This is a genomic window from Nocardia nepalensis (genome assembly GCF_048910785.1).
Lineage (GTDB): Bacteria > Actinomycetota > Actinomycetes > Mycobacteriales > Mycobacteriaceae > Nocardia > Nocardia nepalensis.
The window spans coordinates 51,482-71,029 of sequence record NZ_JBKBET010000028.1 but is presented as its reverse complement, the minus strand read 5'-3'; the positions used below and the strand labels follow the sequence as shown (position 1 = coordinate 71,029).

Annotated in this window: 22 protein-coding genes, 1 tRNA gene and 1 pseudogene; 15 read left to right on the top strand and 9 right to left on the bottom strand. The window is 65.4% G+C overall.

What is annotated here, in order from left to right; genetic code table 11:
* The first annotated feature begins 6 nt into the window (after positions 1-6).
* The 4 genes from ACHQ4I_RS21035 to ACHQ4I_RS21020 all read left to right on the top strand — a co-directional run bounded on the left by ACHQ4I_RS21035 (position 7) and on the right by ACHQ4I_RS21020 (position 3,297).
* Positions 7-972, top strand: a complete 966-nt coding sequence (locus tag ACHQ4I_RS21035) for an acetaldehyde dehydrogenase (acetylating) (protein ID WP_420773506.1) — start codon at positions 7-9, stop codon at positions 970-972.
* The gene (gene dmpG / locus ACHQ4I_RS21030; protein ID WP_420773505.1) at positions 969-1,991 is read left to right on the top strand and encodes a 4-hydroxy-2-oxovalerate aldolase; all 1,023 of its coding nucleotides are present in this window, start codon (positions 969-971) and stop codon (positions 1,989-1,991) included. The genes ACHQ4I_RS21035 and dmpG overlap by 4 nt, the downstream gene beginning before the upstream one ends.
* A 191-nt stretch (positions 1,992-2,182) precedes the next feature.
* Complete coding sequence (locus tag ACHQ4I_RS21025) at positions 2,183-2,605, top strand: DUF6463 family protein (RefSeq protein WP_420773504.1); 423 nt, start codon at positions 2,183-2,185, stop codon at positions 2,603-2,605.
* Positions 2,606-2,655: 50 nt separating this feature from the next.
* Entirely contained in the window at positions 2,656-3,297 is a 642-nt protein-coding gene (locus tag ACHQ4I_RS21020; RefSeq protein ID WP_420773503.1) for a DUF3558 family protein, read from the top strand.
* A 106-nt stretch (positions 3,298-3,403) separates the two neighbouring features.
* Here ACHQ4I_RS21020 and ACHQ4I_RS21015 read toward each other — a convergent pair.
* Positions 3,404-3,471, bottom strand: a tRNA-Met gene (locus ACHQ4I_RS21015).
* Positions 3,472-3,790: 319 nt separating this feature from the next.
* Here ACHQ4I_RS21015 and ACHQ4I_RS21010 point away from each other — a divergent pair.
* Positions 3,791-4,423 carry a pentapeptide repeat-containing protein gene (locus ACHQ4I_RS21010; protein ID WP_420773502.1) on the top strand — a complete coding sequence of 211 codons (633 nt, stop codon included), beginning with the start codon at positions 3,791-3,793 and terminating at the stop codon, positions 4,421-4,423.
* A gap of 668 nt (positions 4,424-5,091) precedes the next feature.
* On the opposite strand, the gene ACHQ4I_RS21005 is transcribed toward ACHQ4I_RS21010, so the two are convergent.
* Both ACHQ4I_RS21005 and ACHQ4I_RS21000 read right to left on the bottom strand, forming a co-directional pair.
* Positions 5,092-5,595, bottom strand: coding sequence for a ferredoxin (locus tag ACHQ4I_RS21005; protein ID WP_420773501.1), 504 nt, complete (start codon positions 5,593-5,595; stop codon positions 5,092-5,094).
* Positions 5,580-6,764 (bottom strand): cytochrome P450, encoded by a 1,185-nt coding sequence (locus ACHQ4I_RS21000; protein WP_420773500.1) that lies wholly within the window; start codon positions 6,762-6,764, stop codon positions 5,580-5,582. The genes ACHQ4I_RS21005 and ACHQ4I_RS21000 overlap by 16 nt, the downstream gene beginning before the upstream one ends.
* Positions 6,765-7,735: 971 nt before the next feature.
* Here ACHQ4I_RS21000 and ACHQ4I_RS20995 point away from each other — a divergent pair.
* From ACHQ4I_RS20995 to ACHQ4I_RS20980, 4 genes are read left to right on the top strand one after another with little or no spacing between them, the layout of a single operon-like run.
* Positions 7,736-8,068 (top strand): hypothetical protein, encoded by a 333-nt coding sequence (locus ACHQ4I_RS20995; protein ID WP_420773499.1) that lies wholly within the window; start codon positions 7,736-7,738, stop codon positions 8,066-8,068.
* Positions 8,043-8,561: a DUF6879 family protein gene (locus ACHQ4I_RS20990; RefSeq protein ID WP_420773498.1), complete on the top strand. Its 519-nt coding sequence runs from the start codon at positions 8,043-8,045 to the stop codon at positions 8,559-8,561. Before ACHQ4I_RS20995 ends, ACHQ4I_RS20990 begins: the two co-directional genes overlap by 26 nt.
* The gene (locus ACHQ4I_RS20985; RefSeq protein WP_420773497.1) at positions 8,548-9,381 is read left to right on the top strand and encodes a helix-turn-helix domain-containing protein; all 834 of its coding nucleotides are present in this window, start codon (positions 8,548-8,550) and stop codon (positions 9,379-9,381) included. Before ACHQ4I_RS20990 ends, ACHQ4I_RS20985 begins: the two co-directional genes overlap by 14 nt.
* Positions 9,382-9,418: 37 nt before the next feature.
* The gene (locus ACHQ4I_RS20980; RefSeq protein WP_420773496.1) at positions 9,419-9,556 is read left to right on the top strand and encodes a DUF397 domain-containing protein; all 138 of its coding nucleotides are present in this window, start codon (positions 9,419-9,421) and stop codon (positions 9,554-9,556) included.
* 36 nt (positions 9,557-9,592) lie between these two features.
* Here ACHQ4I_RS20980 and ACHQ4I_RS20975 read toward each other — a convergent pair whose 3' ends face one another.
* Positions 9,593-10,942: a serine hydrolase domain-containing protein gene (locus tag ACHQ4I_RS20975; RefSeq protein WP_420773495.1), complete on the bottom strand. Its 1,350-nt coding sequence runs from the start codon at positions 10,940-10,942 to the stop codon at positions 9,593-9,595.
* The gene (locus tag ACHQ4I_RS20970) at positions 10,935-11,621 is read right to left on the bottom strand and encodes a TetR/AcrR family transcriptional regulator (RefSeq protein WP_420773494.1); all 687 of its coding nucleotides are present in this window, start codon (positions 11,619-11,621) and stop codon (positions 10,935-10,937) included. The genes ACHQ4I_RS20975 and ACHQ4I_RS20970 overlap by 8 nt, the downstream gene beginning before the upstream one ends.
* 186 nt (positions 11,622-11,807) lie before the next feature.
* Here ACHQ4I_RS20970 and ACHQ4I_RS20965 point away from each other — a divergent pair.
* The 6 genes and pseudogenes from ACHQ4I_RS20965 to ACHQ4I_RS20940 all read left to right on the top strand — a co-directional run bounded on the left by ACHQ4I_RS20965 (position 11,808) and on the right by ACHQ4I_RS20940 (position 15,600).
* Positions 11,808-12,646, top strand: a pseudogene (locus ACHQ4I_RS20965) (IS5 family transposase).
* Positions 12,646-13,500: a hypothetical protein gene (locus ACHQ4I_RS20960; RefSeq protein ID WP_420773493.1), complete on the top strand. Its 855-nt coding sequence runs from the start codon at positions 12,646-12,648 to the stop codon at positions 13,498-13,500. Before ACHQ4I_RS20965 ends, ACHQ4I_RS20960 begins: the two are co-directional and overlap by 1 nt.
* A 55-nt stretch (positions 13,501-13,555) precedes the next feature.
* On the top strand, positions 13,556-14,173 hold the full coding sequence (locus ACHQ4I_RS20955) for a TetR/AcrR family transcriptional regulator (protein WP_420773492.1): 618 nt from the start codon (positions 13,556-13,558) through the stop codon (positions 14,171-14,173).
* Between the two features lie 45 nt (positions 14,174-14,218).
* The gene (locus tag ACHQ4I_RS20950) at positions 14,219-14,536 is read left to right on the top strand and encodes a hypothetical protein (protein WP_420773491.1); all 318 of its coding nucleotides are present in this window, start codon (positions 14,219-14,221) and stop codon (positions 14,534-14,536) included.
* A gap of 58 nt (positions 14,537-14,594) precedes the next feature.
* Entirely contained in the window at positions 14,595-15,131 is a 537-nt protein-coding gene (locus tag ACHQ4I_RS20945; protein ID WP_420773490.1) for a GNAT family N-acetyltransferase, read from the top strand.
* A 106-nt stretch (positions 15,132-15,237) separates the two neighbouring features.
* Positions 15,238-15,600, top strand: a complete 363-nt coding sequence (locus ACHQ4I_RS20940) for an asparaginase domain-containing protein (protein ID WP_420773489.1) — start codon at positions 15,238-15,240, stop codon at positions 15,598-15,600.
* A gap of 195 nt (positions 15,601-15,795) precedes the next feature.
* Here ACHQ4I_RS20940 and ACHQ4I_RS20935 read toward each other — a convergent pair whose 3' ends face one another.
* The 4 genes from ACHQ4I_RS20935 to ACHQ4I_RS20920 are packed head-to-tail and all read right to left on the bottom strand — an operon-like array spanning position 15,796 to position 19,520.
* Positions 15,796-16,611, bottom strand: a complete 816-nt coding sequence (locus ACHQ4I_RS20935; protein WP_420773488.1) for a hypothetical protein — start codon at positions 16,609-16,611, stop codon at positions 15,796-15,798.
* A gap of 20 nt (positions 16,612-16,631) precedes the next feature.
* Positions 16,632-16,778: a hypothetical protein gene (locus ACHQ4I_RS20930; RefSeq protein ID WP_420773487.1), complete on the bottom strand. Its 147-nt coding sequence runs from the start codon at positions 16,776-16,778 to the stop codon at positions 16,632-16,634.
* A complete protein-coding gene (locus ACHQ4I_RS20925; RefSeq protein WP_420773486.1) occupies positions 16,765-18,660 on the bottom strand; it encodes a fatty acyl-AMP ligase in 1,896 nt (631 codons plus the stop codon). The genes ACHQ4I_RS20930 and ACHQ4I_RS20925 overlap by 14 nt, the downstream gene beginning before the upstream one ends.
* 56 nt (positions 18,661-18,716) lie before the next feature.
* Positions 18,717-19,520, bottom strand: a complete 804-nt coding sequence (locus ACHQ4I_RS20920; RefSeq protein WP_420773485.1) for a hypothetical protein — start codon at positions 19,518-19,520, stop codon at positions 18,717-18,719.
* Between the last annotated feature and the right edge of the window lie 28 nt (positions 19,521-19,548).

The window sequence follows — 19,548 nt, the reverse complement described above, 5'->3', positions numbered from 1 at the left end:
AATCCCTTGAGCGACAACACTGTTCGCACCAAAGTCGCGATCATCGGGTCCGGGAACATCGGCACCGATCTGATGTTGAAACTGCTGCGGCGCTCCCGGCACCTCGAACTCGCCGCCATGGTCGGCATCGATCCACAGTCCGACGGACTCAAACACGCTGCGGCCCTGGGTGTTCCGACGACACACAAAGGCGTCGAAGGACTGCTGCACATGCCGGGCTTCGACGAGATCGACATCGTCTTCGACGCGACGTCGGCGAAGGCGCACGAGCACAACCACGCGCGGCTCGCACCGCTGGGCAAACGCCTGATCGATCTGACTCCGGCCGCGATCGGGCCGTTCGTCGTGCCCGCGGTCAACCTCGGCCATCACCTCGACGCCCCGAATGTGAACATGGTGACCTGTGGTGGCCAGGCCACCATTCCGATCGTGGCCGCCGTCTCGCGCGTGACGCGTGTCGCCTACGCCGAGATCGTCGCCTCGATCGCGTCCCTGTCCGCGGGGCCGGGAACGCGGGCCAATATCGATGAGTTCACCGAAACCACTTCGCATGCAATCGAAATGGTGGGCGGCGCCGAACGCGGCAAGGCGGTGATCATTCTCAATCCCGCCGAGCCGCCGCTGATCATGCGCGATACGGTCTACTGCCTGGTGGAGGCCGCGGACATCGGCGGTCAGAAGCGGATCCGGGAGTCGATCGAGAAGATGGTCGGCGAGGTCGCGGCCTACGTGCCCGGCTACCGCCTCAAACACCGGATCCAGATCGACCCGATCCCCGCCGACGAACCGGTGCACACCCTGCTGGCCGACGGCGAGCGCCGCGTGCCAACACACCGGGTCTCGGTCTTCCTCGAGGTCGAGGGCGCCGCGGACTACCTGCCCGCCTACGCCGGGAACCTCGACATCATGACCTCGGCGGCCGTCCAGGTCGCGGAGCGAATCGCGCAGTCGCAGAAGGAGCATGCCCGATGAGCCGGACGAGCCTCTACATTCAGGACGTCACCCTGCGCGACGGCATGCACGCGGTCCGCCATCGGATCGCCCCGGCGGACGTCGGCCGGATCGTGGCCGCGCTCGACGCCGCGGGTGTGGATGCCATCGAGGTCGCGCACGGGGATGGTCTCGCGGGCGGCTCGGTCAACTACGGTCCCGGTTCCCACAGGGACCGGTCCTGGCTCGAGGCGGCGGCCGCCAACATCGGGCGCGCCCGCCTGACCACGCTGCTGCTGCCCGGCGTCGGCACGGTCGACGACCTGCGCCGCGCCTACGATCTGGGCGTCCGGTCGGTGCGCGTCGCCACCCATTGCACCGAGGCTGACGTTGCCGCCCAGCACATTTCGACGGCGCGCGCCATGGGCATGGACGTCGCGGGCTTCCTGATGATGAGCCACCTGGCGCCCGCCCCGCAGCTGGCCGCACAAGCCAAACTCATGGAAAGCTATGGCGCGCACTGCGTCTACGTCACCGATTCCGGCGGTCGGCTCACTATGGACGATGTGGGCGCACGCATTCGGGCCTACCGTGACGTTCTCGACCCCGACACCGAGATCGGCATTCACGCCCACGAGAACCTTTCACTGTCGGTGGCCAACTCCGTCACCGCCGTCGAGCACGGCGCCATACGCGTCGACGCCTCGCTCGCCGGACACGGCGCCGGTGCCGGAAACACGCCGATCGAGGCATTCATCGCCGTCGCGAACCTGCTGGAATGGCGGCACGGCTGCGATGTCTTCGCTCTCCAGGACGCGGCCGACGACCTCGTCCGCCCGCTCCAGGACCGGCCGGTCCGCGTCGACCGCGAAACACTGACCCTCGGCTACGCGGGCGTGTACTCGAGCTTCCTGCGGCACGCCGAAGCCGCCAGCGCGCGATACGGCATCGACGCGCGCACCCTGCTCATGGAAGCCGGTCGACGGGGACTGGTCGGCGGCCAGGAGGACATGCTCGTGGACATCGCCCTCACCCTCGCCGCAGCGCGACACCCGGCCTGACACCGGACCCGGTCGACGGTGGTCGGCGGTCCGCCCACGACCGGCTGGCCACCCAAAGCCCTAGCGGCACAGGCAACTTGATACGCCGCCAAGGTGCCGTTTGCCACACCTCCAGCGTCTATACGGAGGCGTATATCCGAGCCTAGACTTCGAGTTGTACGGTACCGTACAACTCCCCTTGGAGGGTTGACATGGAACAACAACACGGCAATCGAATGATCACCTGGGCGAGCGGCATCATCGCGGTCATCGGTGCCGGACACCTCGCCGTCGGGCTCCTGCTGAGTTCGGCGTACTTCGGGGACTGGGTGTCATTGCGGCTCTGGGGTCACTGGTGGGAAGACACCAAGGCGGCCAACGCTTTCTGGGCGAACCCGGCCGGTTTCGGCCTGCCCCTCGTGCTCGTCGGCGTGCTCGCGGTATGGATGAATCGGCGGGACATCGTTCCGCCGGAGTTCCTCGCCTGGACGGTTCTCGCATGGAGCATCGTGTGCGCCGTCAGCGTCGAGCCGACCCCGGCACCGCTGGTAGTGGCCGCCGCCATCCTGCTCCTGCGCGGCATTCGCAGCGCAGCCTCTGAAAATCGTTCCCCGCTTCAAGTCCCGGCCAGGTAGTCCCCGGTTGGGCCAGGGCGCCGAAACCTCTGACAGTGAAGGAATCCGAGATGAGAAACAAGCTCAGCGGGAACCAGTTCGCCGCCTTGGCGTGTGGTGCGGCCGTGCTGCTCGCGGGCTGCGGGACCACCACGACCCGCACCGGTGGGGCATCGACTGCGCCTCAACAGGTTCCGGGTGACGGTGCCGCCACGACACCCACGACCACCGCACGAGAAACGCGCGCGCCTGCTCCCGGCACAGCTGAAAATACCCCTACTACTTCGGTTTCCACGACCGTCGCGGTTTGGGACGCGTGCTCGCTGTCGGAATCCGCGCTCTCCGCGGCCGAACTGGACACGGCGACCCGCGAGCGTATCTCCAATGCCACGTTTCCAGCGTGGCGCGGTTGCAAGTGGCAATCCGCCGACCGAACTTACGAATTGTTCATCACTTCCTACGACAGGCCGCTGGAAGTCGAGCTCGAACCCGCGCGATACCAGGATATCCGCAGGACCCAATACTACGGCCGCGCAGTGGTCCAGTATCGAGCCGCGCAGGACACCCACAAGCAGGGCTGCTATGTCGGAACAGCGGCCGCGTTCGGCAGCATCGAGTTCCTGGTGCACAACACGCGCGTCCAGACCGACGTGGGAGACCCCTGCGCCGACGCGAACCGAGTCGGCGCCACCCTGTTCAAGTCACTGCCCTGACCACCGTTTTCGACGACGGAATCGGGAAAGTGTCGAATCGTCGCCGAAGACTTCGACAAAAGATTGAGGGCGGCCCTGGAACCTACCGGCCAGGTCCGCCGGTTAGTAACGGGGACAGGATTTGAACCTGCGGCCTCTTGGTCATGAGCCCAGCGTTGGCCGCCCAACCCCGCCTCCGGACAGCCCCACGACCTCCGCGTTGAAGAAACGTCCCTCGTCCTCACCGCCACCACTCTCTTCGCACCCGGCCGGTTGACCCTCGACATGCTGTTCGCCGAGCGGATCCCGCCACCACTGGCCCACGAACGTCTGGGGGACGGCGGCATCATTCTGGTGATCGAGAACAGCGACACCTTCGAAACCATCCGCACATTGCTTGCCGGACGTTGCAGGCAAGTTGGCTACATCGCATTCGGCAGTGGGCACTTCTTCGAAGCATCCGTCGCACGAATCGCGAAGCTGGACGGCGTAACCGAGTGTCGCTGGAGCGTCGATGCAGGGTGCGGTGCTGGAGCTCGCCACGGTCGCGGGCAGCAATCTCTCCGGGGCATGGCTTTCTGTTGCCAATTTGTCAGGGGTGATCGCTTCCCGAGCCAACTTCCAATACGCGAACCTGTCTGCTGCCACCATGCGTAGGGCGATATTGCTGAACGCCAATTTCGACTACGCGAATCTCGGTCATGCCCTGCTCCAGGGTGCAAACATGTCCGGGGCAAATCTCGCAGACGCGAACCTCACCGCCGCCGACCTCACCGACGTCAAACTGGACGACATCTTCTACAACGCGAATACCGTGTGGCCTCAGGGATTCACTCCTCCTCCGAGCCCGTCCGACCTGGTGAACCACGAGGCCCTGGCCGGGCAACCCAGAACCCGGACACCACCGGCGGCAACTGCTGCCTCCTGCGACGACTGGTCGCCCAGATCCACGGCGTCATCGCATCACCGCCGACGTCGTCGAAACCGCCCGCAGCACCCTCGTCATCGGCGCCACCTGACACTGCGAAAACACCGCCACCTACGGCTGCGAGTCACACACACCGCCCCAGGGTGGCGGGGTGTTCGAAAACCGAACGCTTCTCAACACTCCAGCGTCGTGACGGACCTGGGGGTCCGGGAACATTGACGAGAAGGAGTTACCGCATATAGCCGCAGCTATGTGCGGTAACTCGAACAGCGATCTGCGCATATGCACCCGGCAGGTGGTACCGACTCGGGAAACTATCTGCGGTGGCGTCTTACCGCCGGATCCAGCGGACGTGGACCCCACGCGCCGTGGATACGGCCGCAGGTGCCTGCTGGCGACCGGCCGCACCAGGGGGCCCGGTCAGTCCGGGACCCCTGGCTCACGGCTAGTTGAACCAGCTCAGGTTGTTCACCTGGTTGCCTCGCAGATTCCCGATGAAGTGGTAGCAGACCGCTCCGTTGGAGCAGTCGTATATCGCAGTTCGGGCACGATATCGCTTCCTTCCAGGTCACGCGCAGCCAAATGTAGCTGAGCGCGTGCGAATTCGAGCGCATCGAACTCCCTGGAGCGGTCACGCCGATCAGACTATCGACATAACCGGGTGCTGCTGCCCGAAATTCCACTCCATTCGCCGACCGCATCATGCACACGCTCATCCGGAACTCGCCCAGGCGAACCCCGACCAACCGAACCCCTTCCGAGGTTTGGAACCGTGCCGCGAGGCGAACGATAGGTCGCGATGCCGGCCTGTCATCAGTCCAGGACCAGCAACTTCTGCTGGTGAAGGGCGTGTGCGTAGTGGTCAAGTCCCCCTCCGGACACCAGTGCTAACCACACACGGGTTGGCTGACACTCTGGCGATTTGCCGTTGATGGTCGTAACTGATCTGGACGTTCATCGCGGTATAGAGCGCGATCTTGGTCCACCCACGAATCCACCGTGCGGACCTCCGCATCCAGTGCCAGATATCCCGCCGCGACCAGCGCCCGCAGCCCCGGGTTCTCGGCAGCGGCGCGCATCGCATCGGGGAAGGAATCGACCAAGCGCACCTGTCCGGTGTGCTTGTCGGCCTCGGCTTGAGCATCGGTGCCAGAAGGACCCAACGTGACGATCGGTGCATCCACACGAAACACCGCTGGTGGCTGCTCGCACACCGTGATTGCCTCGTTCGGGCAGCACGCAGCAACCGCACGCGCCTGTTCGATCCCTATCGTGGTGCCATCGACGACGCGGGCGGCGCCATCAGCGAGCTGTAGATGAGGGCTGGCGATCGGCAAGCACACTCCGGTACCCGCACAGCGGTCGCGGTCGATGATCAGTCTCGCGTCCATGCCACGTCCAATCGTTCGAGGGAACGCCCCACGCGCCCCTGCCGCCAGATCCCGCCGTCGGCGGGATCGGCCAGGCGCAGCCCCGGCAGCCGGGTGGTGAGGATTTCCAGGGCGGCGCGGGCTTCCAGACGGGCCAGGCCCGCGCCGACGCAGTAATGGGTGCCGTGCCCGAACGCCAGATGCGCGGTCTTCGGGCCGCGATCGAGCATGAGGTCGTCCGGGTGCTCGAACACCTTCGGGTCGCGCCCGGCGGCGTGCATCGCCGGAATTACCGCGTCCCCGGCCCGCACCAGCACCGGCCCCAGCTGCACATCGGCGGTCGCGACCCGAGTGAAGCCGCCGCCTACCCCGACCGGCACGAACCGCAGCAACTCCTCTACTGCCGCTGAGATCGCGTCCGAATGTTCGACGAGCCACTGATAGTGGCGCGGCTCGCGCAGCAACGCGAACAGCGCGCTCGACAAGAACACAGTGGGTGATCCTCGGCCGCCGATCAAGCAGGCGATGATCAGGTTCAGCACTTCATCATCGCTGCGCGCGGACTGTCCGAGCATGCTGAACAACCCGTTCGGGCTCTCGACACCGATCGCGCGTGCCAGCGCCTCGCACTCGCCCCGCGCAGCCGCCAGGGTTTCGGTGGTGGCGTCACGCGCGGTGAGCGCATCACCGAGCGCGAACACCTCATCACGAAAACGCATTGGTACACCAAACATTTCGCATACCACCGCAGCCGCGAACGGCTCAGTGAAGCCAGAGACGATATCGGCCGGTTCCCCGGCCGTCTCCAGCTCATCGATTAGGTCGGCCGCCAGCGCGGTAACGGCCGGAGCCATCGACGCGACCTGGCGTGGGGCGAACATGCCCGCGATCCGGACGCGCAGTTCGGTGTGCTGGGGTGGATCCGTTGCCAAAATCGCCGACGGCGGAAGCACTTCGGTCGAAAGGCGCGCTACCTGCGGCTCGTTCGCCTGTTCCCGCGAGAACAGAGGATCGGCCAGCACCCGCCGCACCAACGCATGGTCGGTCACCAACCATGCTCGCGCGCTGCTGGGTAACTCGATCGCTGTGATCGGGCCGCAATCGCGGTAGTCCGGTTCCAGATCCAGCGTGTGGGTCTGCCCGAACGGGTACCGCAGCGGACACTGGGTTTCCGGTTGATCGTGGTTCATCAGGACACACTCCTGGCGGCGGTCAGGGGAGGCCGGAGGCTTCGGCGCGTGGACGAGGTCGGATGCGGCACTATCGCCTCCTGCTCGAGCTTCGGCGAGTACAGCGCGACTACAGGTCCGTTCAGGCCGCTCGGTCCGGATCGTTGTCTGACCGGGCATCGCAGCGAGGCAGACGATGTGACATGGCGCGTGGGCGCTGGCGGGGCCATAGCGGCCATGAGCGAAACCCTCGAAATCTTGTGGCGAGTGGTTCCTCCCGGCAGCGAGGACATCGACGTCGGCCCGCTGCCGGGAGTTGATAGAGCATTCGGCGCGTGCGGGCCGTCACCTGTGGCCAACCGTCCGCAGCGGTCACCGGCCAGAGCACCCGCTGTGCACTAATGAGCGAAAGAGGCATTGCCCCCGCTGAGCTTGGGTGTTACACAGGGGCGGAAGGTGGTAATGGTATGGCGGTTGCCGGGCGCGGGGCGAACACCCGCCGCACCGTGACCTCACCGGCTGAACACTTGTACAGTTCATGCCTCTGCTGCCTCACCGTTGCCGGGACAGTCCTCATGAGGTCGCCTAGCAGATCGATGTGTGCTGGCAATAACGAACCTGGAATGCGTTGCGGCAATAAGTCGTTCATAACGAATCTCCTGCCATTGTCTTTCGATCTGCGGAAAGCGTTGCTAATGAACAGCTTTCACCAGCGATCGGCTCATCGAGCCGAGGTCAGCGCGTCGCCTCGTACTCGTCGTCCATGTCGATCGGCCCCGGTCAGTGCTGAATGGAAGGCAGCTCAAGCCCCGCCGGATCGGCCGGTACGGCGAGACGGTTGAAGGGCCTGAGCGCCGACTCCGACGCTAGAGCTCAGATAGCTCCGCTCACAACGATGTTGCTTCAAATTGCTCGAATTCGTCTTTGGGATAGCCGATTTCCTGCGACGATTGGTGCGTCCGACAGCTACACTAAGCAAGGAACGAACTCACATGCAGACTCGTCTACTTGGCGGACCTACAGGGGGCAACGGCTCACCCCGAGTATGGGCAACCGACCAGGGCTCAGACCTCATCCAGGGATGGCCCACCAATGAACCCGGACGTATCGAGATTCCACACCAACTGCTCGGCTATCTGGAGCTCGGCACGTTCCTGCGAGCGGAGTTGCACGACACCGGGCGAGGCACCTTCACTCTTATCGGCCGACCCGTCACCGATCCGGACGTGTTGGCCACCATGGCAATCCCCGCACACGAGACAGCGATCGAAGTCGATGTCGAGAAAGCGAGCTACCCGCATGCTCTATCGGCCCAAGTTCGATGACCTCTACCGCACCCACACGCGAGCCTTTCATCTAGAGGTCCAGGACTCCTACGGCGTGGCCTCCGAGAACGAGCAATTGCAACGCTTCGTAAACGGTGAGCCGACCAGCTATCCGGAGGACTGGCAGCAATGGGATGCGTTCGTGAAGGAGGTGACTGACACAGGCACCAGTATCCAACGGCTACGAGTGGTGACCGAACCGCACACCGATTACACACGGTTCCTGCTGCACCACACCGACCGCAATGTCGCGGCCGGAGAACACGTCCGATATCTGCCCCGCCACCAAGTGCGCCCCGACGCCTACACCCTCGATGACTGGTGGTTGTTCGACGACACCGTGCTCGCGTTCTCGGTGTTCACCCCCGAAGGGGAATGGGCGGGCGGCGCGATCACCGAGGATCCGGTGTTCGTGTCACGCTGCGTCGAGGTCCGCGACCGGTTGTGGCCGTTGGGCATTCAGTTCGAAACCTATCTTCGTGGCCAAGATTGACGATGCGCGGCAAGCACTCGGAGTTCGCCTACGCGAACTCCGGGTGTCAGCCCGTATGAGTGGACGTGGGCTGGCTGCCGCTGCGGGGTGGGAGCCGTCCAAAGTCTCTAAGATCGAGCACGGCAAGCAACTGCCGTCCGAAGACGATTTGGCCATCTGGTGTCGGCTCACGGACAACAACCTGGCCTTGCCGGATCTGGAAGCCACCTTACGCAACGTCAACGCCGCATACATGGAATGGCGACGGATCGCGGCAACCGGACACGCACGCCGCCAACGGCAAAACATCAAGACCGAGGGAGCGGCCGGACTCGTACGCGGCTATGACTGTCTGGTCCCCCCAGGACTCCTGCAGACCCGCGACTATGCCGAAGCGGTACTCGGCCGATGCATCCGGTTCCTGGGCGGCCCCGACGACATCAGCGAGGCCCTGGACGCGCGCATGGAGCGCCAACGAGTCCTCCGCGAACCCGGACACCGATTCCACTTCCTCATCGGCGAATCAGCGCTCTACACGTCCATCGGTGACGATGAGATCCGACGCGCGCAACTTCACCACATCCTGGATGCGATGAGCCTGCCCCAGCTCCGCATCGGTGTGGTTCCCAACACGGCCGAATTCTTCTACGAGACGACGAACTTCCTGTTCTACGACACGAAGCTAGTCCAAGTCGAGACGATCAGCGCCGAACTGTCCATCCGGCAGCCACGCGAACTGGTCCTCTACGAACGCGCGTTCAAGGTACTCACCGATCAGTCGGTGTCGGGAGACGACGCCCGCACGCTGATCCTGAAAGCGATAGGTGAAGCGGCCGAATGACTGGCGGCACGAGCACAAGCATCAGAAAGAGGTCGAGATGATGACTGATTTGCAATGGCGGCGCTCCAGCGCGTGCGGCAATGGCAACTGCGTGGAAGTTGCCGCCATCCCGAACGGAGTGCTAGTCCGTAACTCCGCGACCCCGGACTCCGCGATTAAGAACTCGCGCAGATAGGCGTGGGGGTACCCGTGGCAGCAAGGCAGGCGCAGGTCAACCGGACTGGGCGATGGCGCGCAGAGCGTCGAAGGTCTCTTGTTCGTCCTGCTGGTCTCCGTAGTCGCTGAGTTTCACCACGACGGTCCTGCTTACGGGGTCGACATAGATGTACTGCCCGTATACGCCGAGGGCGGAGTAGTCCTTGCCGTTGCCGCCGAAGGGATGCCACCACTGCGCGGAGTAGCCCCAGCCGTCGACTTCGTGGGGCGCTGGGGTGGCGATGCGTTTGATCCATGCGAGGGGGATGATCTGTTTGCCCTGGGCCCGGCCGTTGTCCAGGACGAGCTGGCCGAGCTTGGCGTAGTCGCGGGGGGTGGCGTTGATGCAGCAGAACGCCTTCTCGTCGCCGTTGTCGTGGTCAAGGTTCCAGGTGGCGCTGTCTTGTGCTCCCATCGGTGCCCAGATGTTGTCCGCCAAGAGGTCGGCCAGCGATCGTCCTTGAACTTTGGTCAGGACTTGGCCGAGGAGTTCGGTGTTGATGCTTCGGTAGGCGCCTTGGCTGCCCGGCGGGAACTGCAGGTCGCGATGGTCCTGCGCGAAGGCGGGCAGGTCACGGGTGAGGTACATCCGGGCGGTGCCGGTCAGCGGGTAGTACTCGTTGTAGTTCTCCGGGACGTCCACGCCCGAGGTCATGTCCAGCAGGTCGCGCACGGTAATGGCGTCGTAGGCCCCGCCGGTCTTCAGCTGGGGCAGGATGTCGACCAGTTGGTCGCCCTCCCGGAGTCTGCCCTGCTCGATGGCCTGCCCGGCGAGAAGGGACACTACCGACTTGGCGGCCGACCAGGAAGACAGCCGAGTGGTGGGGCCCACCCCGTCGCCGTACCACTCGTGGGTCAGCCGGCCGTCTCTGAGGACCAGGAACGCTTTGGTGCGGGTGGCGGCCAGGAACTTGTCGACGGGCACCCGCTCGCCCTTCCATGGCACGGTGGCAGGAAGCGGCTCGTCGTGGACTGGCAGGGGCGCCGGTGTGGCCCAGGCGGGGATCGTGCGGGTGGCGAACAGGTCGCCCTGCCGCGAGGGCTCGGTGGTCAGCAGTTGGACCAGCGTGGGCGGGGAGGGGATGTCGAGCAGCGCGGTGGCCGTGTAGGAGCCGGCCACCATCAGGCCAAGCGCCACCGGCAGCGCGATGAGGGTGCGCCGTAGCGCGCGCCGTGCCCGCGGTGTCGCAGACCGCGAGGCGGCCGGGGTGTGGTCGGTCGGCGCGGCTGCCCGGGTGGTCGGATCGGCGGCGGGTGCGGGCCGGTGGTTCGCTGCCGACGGCTCGGTGACGTTGCCCTGCGGGGCCTTCTGGCCTGTGTCGACAGCCGCGTCGGCGGCTTCCTCGGTGGGGTGGTGGTCAGGCACCGGCGTCGTCCTTGGAGGTGCTGCGGGCGGTTGCGTCGACGGCCAGCCAGAATGCTTCCATCAGTGTCTGGAAGACGGCCTCATCGTCCTGCGCGGCCAGGTGGGGCAGGTGTGTGGCGATGGCGGGATAGCGCTCGGGGGAGATAGTGGCGTACGCCCCGGCCCAGGCATGCTCGTCGGCGGCGCGCACCTCCTGCGGGAGCGCGGCGTACCCGGCACGCATGCCCGCGTACGCCAGCACGGTGTCGGCGAGCATCCGTTGGTACCGGGCCACATTGCCCTCGTCCAGACCGATCTCCTTCAGCGCCCCGAGCATCGTCTCCATCGCGGCGAACTCCCCCGGACCGCGGGTGGTCCGGCACGCGACGGCCGCACCAACGTAAGGGTGGACCTCGAAGACCTCCACGAGGGAGCGTGCCAGCCCCTGCAGCACCTCTCGCGGCCCGAGAGCGTCGGGCACTCGCTCCACGGCCATGGCCAGCAGCCGGTCACCCACAGCCAGCAGCAGCGCGTCCCGGTCCGCGAAATGCCGCCACACTGCCGACCGATCCACGCCCAGTTCTTCGCCGAGAGCCCGTCCGGTCAGCCCGTCCGGTTCCGCCCGCGCCGCGATCCGCACGGCGGCCTCCACGATCAGCTCCGGCGACAACCGCACCGCCCGGCCCTTGCTCACAACCATGTCCGCCCCACGCTCGAAATCATCAGTGCTGTCATCAATGATGACAATGCTGGGGTGGGATGGTCAACTCTGGAGTGCGACCATGATGCGGCGACGTTCAGGAAGGGCCTCAGTCGACGCAGGCCGTCGAGACGATCGCCGCTGCCAGCCCCAGCGCGACGCTCTGCGAATCACCGGGGAGGACCTGTGCCTGTTCTTCCGTCATGGCTGACCGAACCACTGTGGGGCCAGTTCTCGGCGTTGCTGCCCGAACGGCCGCTCTACCACCCGGACCATCCTCTGCGCTGTCACCGTCCGCGCATCAGTGACCGGATCGTGTTCGACAAGCTCCTGCAGTTGCTACGGTTCGGCTGCTCCTACGAGGCGATCGCTGACACCAACTGCTCGGCCAGCACCATCCGCAGTCGTCGCGACGAGTGGATCCGCCTGGGCATCTTCAGCCAGTTGAAGCAGATCGCACTCGACTCCTACGACCGCGTCGTCGGCCTGATGCTGGATCAGATCGCCATCGATGGCTCGATCACCAAGGCACCCGGCGGCGGCGAGGTTGCCGGGCGCTCTCCGGTCGACCGGGGAAAACAGGGCCTGAATCGCTCCGGCATGACTGACGGCTACGGAATCCCGCTCGGCCGTGTTCTGGCGGGGGCGAACTGCCACGACTCTCCGCTGCTGGCCCCGACCCTGGACCGCCTCACGGACCTCGGGCCGCTGCCCGATGACATTACGGTGCCCTGGACGCTGGCTACGACTCGAACAAGACCCGCGCCTTCCTCGACGAACGCGGGCTGCACGGCCGGATAGCGCACAAGGGCGAGAAAGCTCCGATCCCGGCAAGCCGGCGCTGGCACGTCGAGCGCACCCACGCCTGGCAGAACGCCTTCAGCCGCCTCTCCCGCTGCTACGAGCGCCGCGCCGTCGTGATCGACGCCTTCTTCGACCTCGCGGACACGATCATCACCGTCCGCAGCCTGATCCGACGCGGGGCACCGCGATCGGCCGGCCGTTGCCGGAGACCCAGGCACTGATGACACTGATCGACATCACTCGCCCCGCGCTGGTGGCTTCGCTGCACAACGCGGAATTCAGCGGCGGATTCGCCTACGTCACCGGCGGCGACGGTGACTACTGGGGCGCGCTCACCGGGCACATCACCGGCAACGGATTGCCGTTGTACCGCGGCGAACCCGATGCCCCCGGTGCGGAGTCGCTGGCCGAGGGTATCTTTCGGATGCCGAGCTTCGAACGGATGTGTGGCGCGATCGAGGCCGGTGGTGAGGATCCGCGGGCCCTGTCCGGTGGCAGCAGCGGCCACTACGCCAGACAGTACGGTGGCGCCTACCTGGTCAGCGAATTGCCGCTATGGACCAACCCACGCCTGGCCGACCACACCGCCTCCGAGATGTCCGTGGCCGAATTGAATGATGCGTGCGCGGCATCAGCCCAGGAAATCGCCGACACCGCAACCGATGTGCTCGCGCGGACGGGCGACCTGCTGAGCCGGACCAATCCCTTCCGGACCCTGGTCGAAGCGTCCATTCCCGCGGCACGAGCCACGGCCGCGGCCAAGCGTGCGGCCCGCGCACCCGAGCGGCAAGCGACCCGATCCGAGGTCGCCACCGAGCTGTACGGCTGGTCTGCCATGCTGCGATTACGCATCGCCGGCCCGCTCGCTCGGCTGCTGCGTGCGGAGGCGAGCCGCAGCGGATCGCCCGAACTCCACGCCGAGAGTGCGCGTTTCGACGCTGTCTTCGATCGGTGGTGCGCTGAGATCGAACGTGATGCACCCGGGGAACTGGTTCCGCTGAATCGACTGGTCACCATCCAGGCATCATCCGTCCTCACGGCGGTGACACGGTTGCGCGATCAACGACCGGTGTAAGCGGGCCCGTAATGTCGGCCGAACCAAGGTCTCAGCAGAAAGGACGAGGACACCGATGCGCCTGACCCGGGCCGAAACCCGTCAACGAAAGCGGGAGTCCTTGATCGACGCCGCGATCGCCGAGATAGCGGCCAAGGGCTACACGGCGGCACGATTGGACGACATCGCCGACCGCGTCGACATGACGATCGGCTCGATCTACTCGATTTTCGGCAGCAAGCAACAATTGCTCATGGCGGTCGTGGACCGGCTCGGTGCCGAACTCATCGCTGCCACAGCCGATCTGGAGGATCCGGAGCTGTCGTTGCAGCAGGTGCTCCACGGTATCGGTGCCGCATGGTTCCGCGCCGCCACCGCGCCGCCGGCGCGCCAGGCTTTCGCATTCGAAATGGAGCTTCTCAGTACGGTTTTGCGTGACCCGGCGGTCAGTTCCGTTCTAGGCGAATCGATCAGTGCACGCGACCACGCACGATTCGCACAGCTGCTGACCGATCGTGCGATCACCGAAGACCCCACCGGACCCCGCACAACCAACGACCAGGCACGCCATCTCGCCCTCATCCTGACAGCGTGGATGACCGGGCTGGCACAACAGGCGCAACTCGTGCCCGAGACGCTCCAAGAGGACGATTTCGTCCGATCCGCGGTCGCAGTGGTTATGTTGCTGCGGTAGCAGGCCTACCGTCACCACGGAGCTCGACTGCATAGCCTCCGAGCCATGACTGCCCACCGGGCAGCACAGAGGACGAACGAACTGTCATGCAGCGGTGCCGCGTGGGTCGACCTCGTCTCACTCATGCCATCGCTGCTCGCCAATGGGATCGACCCCGACCCCATCCTCGCCACCCATCCAGCCACTGTTGATGCCAACCCCGCCGCCATCACCGCGTTCGTGTGCGCGCTGTCGGGCTACTGGGCCCGCAACAGTCGACTCCCCGCGCCAGCGCGGTCACCGTATCTGCGCGTCCACCAAACCGAAAACGCCCGCATCTCCCGAGAATGGCTGACCAGGCGAATCACGACACCGGGGCGGTAGGTGCGGCACCGTGAAAATCCGTCGACGACAACAACATCGGCAACTACGGTGCTGGCTCATGGCACCTGTTTCGCGAACACCGATCCCCGTGGAGGCGGTTCGCCTGCGCCCATTGCGGACATCGGACGAGGCAGTCGTCCGCGCGGCGCATCAGGCGATGTCGGAGGACAACTTCACGTTCGGCTTGGGACTGACCCCAGACATGGCATGGTCGCACTACCTGTCCACCCTCGAAGGCCAGCAACGAGGGTCGTCGAATCTGCCTGACGGCATCGTCGCCGCCACGTATCTGGTGGCCATCGCAGACGGCCAGGTGGTAGGTCGCACGTCGATCCGGCATACACTCAACGACTCACTGCGCCGCAGAGGTCACATCAGCTACGGTGTTCTGGCACAGTTCCGACGCCGCGGATACGGCACCGCCATCCTCGGTCACAGTCTCACCATCGCCCGCGCACTCGGTATCGACCGCGCACTCATCACCTGTGATGAGGACAACGTCGGTTCACAACAAATCGAATCCTGCGGCGGTGCACTAGAATCGGTCGAACCACACACCGACGGCACCCTCATCCGCCGTTACTGGATCGACTGAATTCCATCTTGCGTTGGGCATTGCCGCGTGGCGCACGGTAACCGTGCCTCCCCAGATCCGCGCTGTCAATCCATGATTTCCATTGCCTAGGAGGGGATTACGCTTGATGCCCCTCGTCACCGTTTTCGGTTTGGGCGGCACCATCGCCATGACGACCGCCTCTTCCGGTGGTATCGTGCCCGCGTTGTCTGCGGACCAACTCCTCAGCGCTATCCCCGGTCTGACCGACACCGGCATCACCGTTGACGTAGTGGACTTTCGCCAACTACCAGGCGCATCGCTAACTATCTCAGATGGGTGCAGCTCGTTCTCAGTGACGGTTGATCATGCTGTGAGCTGGCGAAATGTGGTCAGGGCTGTTGCAGTGGCTGTGGGGCATTTATCGTCGGTAGCGGAGGCGGTGATGGTGTCGTGGTGCCGGCCATCGCCCGGCTTGTGCAGGCGGACGACGACTCGGTGCGGGACGTGATCCACCGTCGGATGAGGTCGGCCGGGCCTGCCTGGTTTTCGGGTGGGCGGGAGGCCGTCCCCGCCTCCTCGGTACTGACGACGAGGACTTCGTCGTCCAGACGGCCACCACCCGCCCGACCCGGCACGGCCAGCCCTTCACTGGCTCGGAGTGGCTCGGGTTGGCCACCGCCCCCAGGTCTGGGGCCAGAGCGATTCAGCTGCCCCAGGCGGGGCTGGTGTTGGGTGGGTAGTTAAAGCTGGAGGCGCCATTCACCCAGCCATTCACGTCCTGCCCGTCCCATTCCAGCAGTGTCTCGGCGTTGCGGATGCACATGTCGTAGTCGAGACTTCCGAACAGGCGGCTGACGGTGATCTGCTGATTGAGCTGCTGGTACCCCTTGCCTGTCTTGTACTCCATCTGCACCGTGGTCCGGAGCAGCCCGAGGCGCAGATCCCCGTTCACCACGGTCAGGACTCCCTGCTGCACGTTGCTGTCCTTCTCCTGCAGCCCCTTGTTCTGGACCGCCAGCTGGCCGATCTTCTTGAGGGAGTTGATGATTCCGGTGAGCGTGTCCGCCGTCACCAGCCCTCCGACCAGCTCGGTCACCGCCGAGATGGCCGGCGACAGGGACAGGGACGAGATGGACACACTGCGGCTGTCGCCGGTGATGTTGACCAGGAACGGCATCGTTTCGAACTGGAGTGCGAAGATGATCCATTGAAAGACATCGAAAGTCGTGGATGACTGATCGAAGCCTGCGGAGTCCTCGGTCTTGCGCAGGATGGTGGCGGCCACGGACTGCCATGAGCCGAAGGACGCCAGCGGTCCTAGGCTGGGCAGCCCACTGTTGTCCCAGCCGTAGGCATTGCCGACCCCTGTCTCCTGGTTGCTGTCGTCGAGCTCGCAGCCGTCGGGGCCCCGCAGCCCGAGCTTCGCCAGCATCTCCTGTGGCGGCGCCTGCCTGCCCTCCGCCCACATGGCGATCTCCAACGCTTCCCGCCGCAACTGCTCTCGAATCAGAGTGCTCACGGTCCTCCTTCCTCCTGCACTCAGGATGCGTGCGCGGCGTACTGCTCGCGCGACTCGCAGATCAACCGCTCGATGTCCTGCACCGTCTGCACCTGGGGGATGGCCTGGAAGCCCAAGTTGACCTGGAAGCCCAGCTCGACCGAGCCCAGAAGGCTAAGGAGTCTCATGGAGTCGACCCCTGGCAGCTCTCTCACCATGGTGGTGTTCATGATCTCCTCGCGACACTCCGTGCCGCTGAGGTCCAACTTCTCGCGGATCAGGGAGTACAGCTGCTCTCGCTCTTGGGGGGTCAGATGGGTGTTCATGGCTGCTCCTCGTGGGTGTATGGATGGTGTCCAGCTGGCCCGGGGGAGCGCTCCACAGTCCCTCGAGATATTGCTGCCGTGTTTTGCGTCGCTTCACCTTGCCGCTGGAGGTCTTGGGCAGCCCCCCCGGCGGCAGCAGGATGATCTCCGCCACGGGCAGGGACAGCTTCGCCTGGATGTGGCCTCGGACCTGCCGCGCCACCGTGGCGGCGTATCCCCTGCGGAGCTCGGCGACGATCACCACCTCCTCGGTAGCCCGGCCTGGCCGGGTGAAGGCCGCGACGTTGCCCTTGCGCAGGCCGGGCACCTCGGCCGCGGCCCACTCCACCGTCTGGGGGTCGTGATTGCGCCCATTGATGATCAGCAGGTCCTTCTTGCGACTCGTCACGTAGAGGACGCCTTCCGCCAGGTATCCACAATCCCCGGTGCGCAGGCCGTGAGCTGTGAAGCTCCGCCGGGTCGCCTCCGCGTCACCGTGGTAGCCCGCAGCCACGCTCGGCCCCTGGAAGACCACCTCGCCGATGTGCCGCTCCGGGAGCGGATTGCCCGCATCGTCCACGATGAGGATTCGGTGACCCGCGATGGGGCGTCCGCAGGGCACGAACGCCACCTGCTCCCCGGGGGCCTCGGTCTGCGAGGCGGGCCGCGCGAGGCCGCTCGCGTGGTAGGGCTCGCCCTGGATGACATCCAGGGCGAGCGGAACTCCGATCTCGCTGAACGAGATCGCGAGTGTCGCCTCCGCCATGCCATAACACGGCACCACTGCCCCCGGCCGCAGCCCCGCCGCCGCGAAGTGCGCCGCGAAAGAGCGCAGCGTCTCCGGGTGGATGGGCTCGGCGCCGCAGCCCACGACCCTCAAGCAGGACAGGTCCAGCCGCTCGAGCTCCTCCGCCGAGGTGTGCTTGACAGCCAGCGCCAGACCGAAGTTGGGCGCGAAGGTCACGGTCGCCCGGTGACGGCTCACCGTTTCCAGCCACAACCTCGGTGAGAGCGCGAAGCGCAGCGTCGGCAGGAAGCTCACCGGGCAGCGCACGATCAGCGGTGCCAGCACGAAACCGACCAACCCCATGTCGTGGTACATGGGCAACCAGCTCACGCCCCGGTCTCGCCCGCGCTCGAGGCCAAGGGCGCCGATGATGGCCGCGCAGTTGGCCAGGACGCTGGCGTGCGTGACCCGCACTCCCTTGGGGGCCGCCGTGGTCCCCGAAGTGAACTGCAAGAACATCACGTCCTGCGGGAGGATCGCCTCGGGCTGGGGCGCACTCCCCACCAGAGGCTCGGCGAAGAACTCCTCCGCGACGACGGACTGCAGGCCCTCGACCGCTCGGACGAGCGGGTCCAGCAGGTCCGCCAGGCTCCGGGGCATCAAGAGCACACGCGCTCCCGCCGCGCGCAGGATGCCGGCGGCGTCCTCGCAGTACGCCTCCAACTTGCCGAAGCTCATAGGCGGGTACAGGGGGACCGGGACGACGCCCACCGAGACCGCGCCCAGGAAGGTGAGAACGAACTCGTGCTCCTCGGGGACGATGAGCGCGATGCGCTCGCCCTTGCGCAGGCCGCTGCGAAGCAGCCTGCGCCCCCGGAGCAGGGCCTCATGCGACAGCTCCGACCAGCTCACGAAGTCTTCGCGCCCGTCCTCTCGGACGAAGGTATAGCCACTGTCCGAGTGGCCGAGGTTTTCGGCAAGGACCTGGGTGAAGGTCGAGGCCGTCGCGCCCTCAGGCAGCGCTTCTTTGGAGAACATGGGACCTGCCCCGGGGGAGTCCGGTGGGTCGATTGCAGAACGGACCTCGAACCGACTTACTGGTTCCAAGCGGGGCTATTATTGGGCGGCATCGAGGCGCTGGCCGTCCCGCCCACCCAACCAGACACGTCCAGGCCATCCCAGTCGAGCAGGTAGCTGGCGCTGCGCTTGCACTTATCGAAGTCGAGCACGCCGTAGCCTCTGTAGACTGTGAGGTCCTGTGTCAGCTGCGAGTACCCACCCTTGCCCTCCGTGTACTTCATATTTACCTCGGTCCGGACGGCTCCGAGGTAGAGTTTGCCGCCATTGCACGACAGAAGCCCGGTCTGCTGTTTGGTCTGCTTCTCCTGCGTCCCTTTGTTCTGGAACGCCAGCTGGCCAACTTTCTTGATGGTCGTCACGATTTCATCGAATTCCGTCGACGTCACGATGCTCAGGACCAGGTCACTCACCGCATCGACGCCCTTCTCCAGAGAGAGCGACGAGATGCCCGCTGTACGGTTGTCAGCATAGAATGTTCCCCCCTGGAAGAACGGCATCGTGGAGAACTTATAGAGGAAGTTGGCCCAAGCGACCGGGTCGTAGTCCGTGATGGCTGGGTTGAAGTTGCTGATGCTATAAGCCTTGTTCACGATAGTGGCGGCGACGTCCCCCCACGTGTTGAAGCTCTGCAGAGGCCCCAGGTCGGGCATCGAGCTGCCGTCGTCCACCGCGCTGTTGCCCACCGCCAGGTCCTGGCTCCCAGAGTCGAACTGCGAGAGCACGGACTTCGTGGCGGCGTCCGGTTTGGGGCAAGGCATCTGCCACAGCGCGATCTCCACGGCCTCTTGGCGTAGCTGGGACTGACTGATCTCGGTCATGACTGACTCCTTGTCTGCGAGTGAGGTG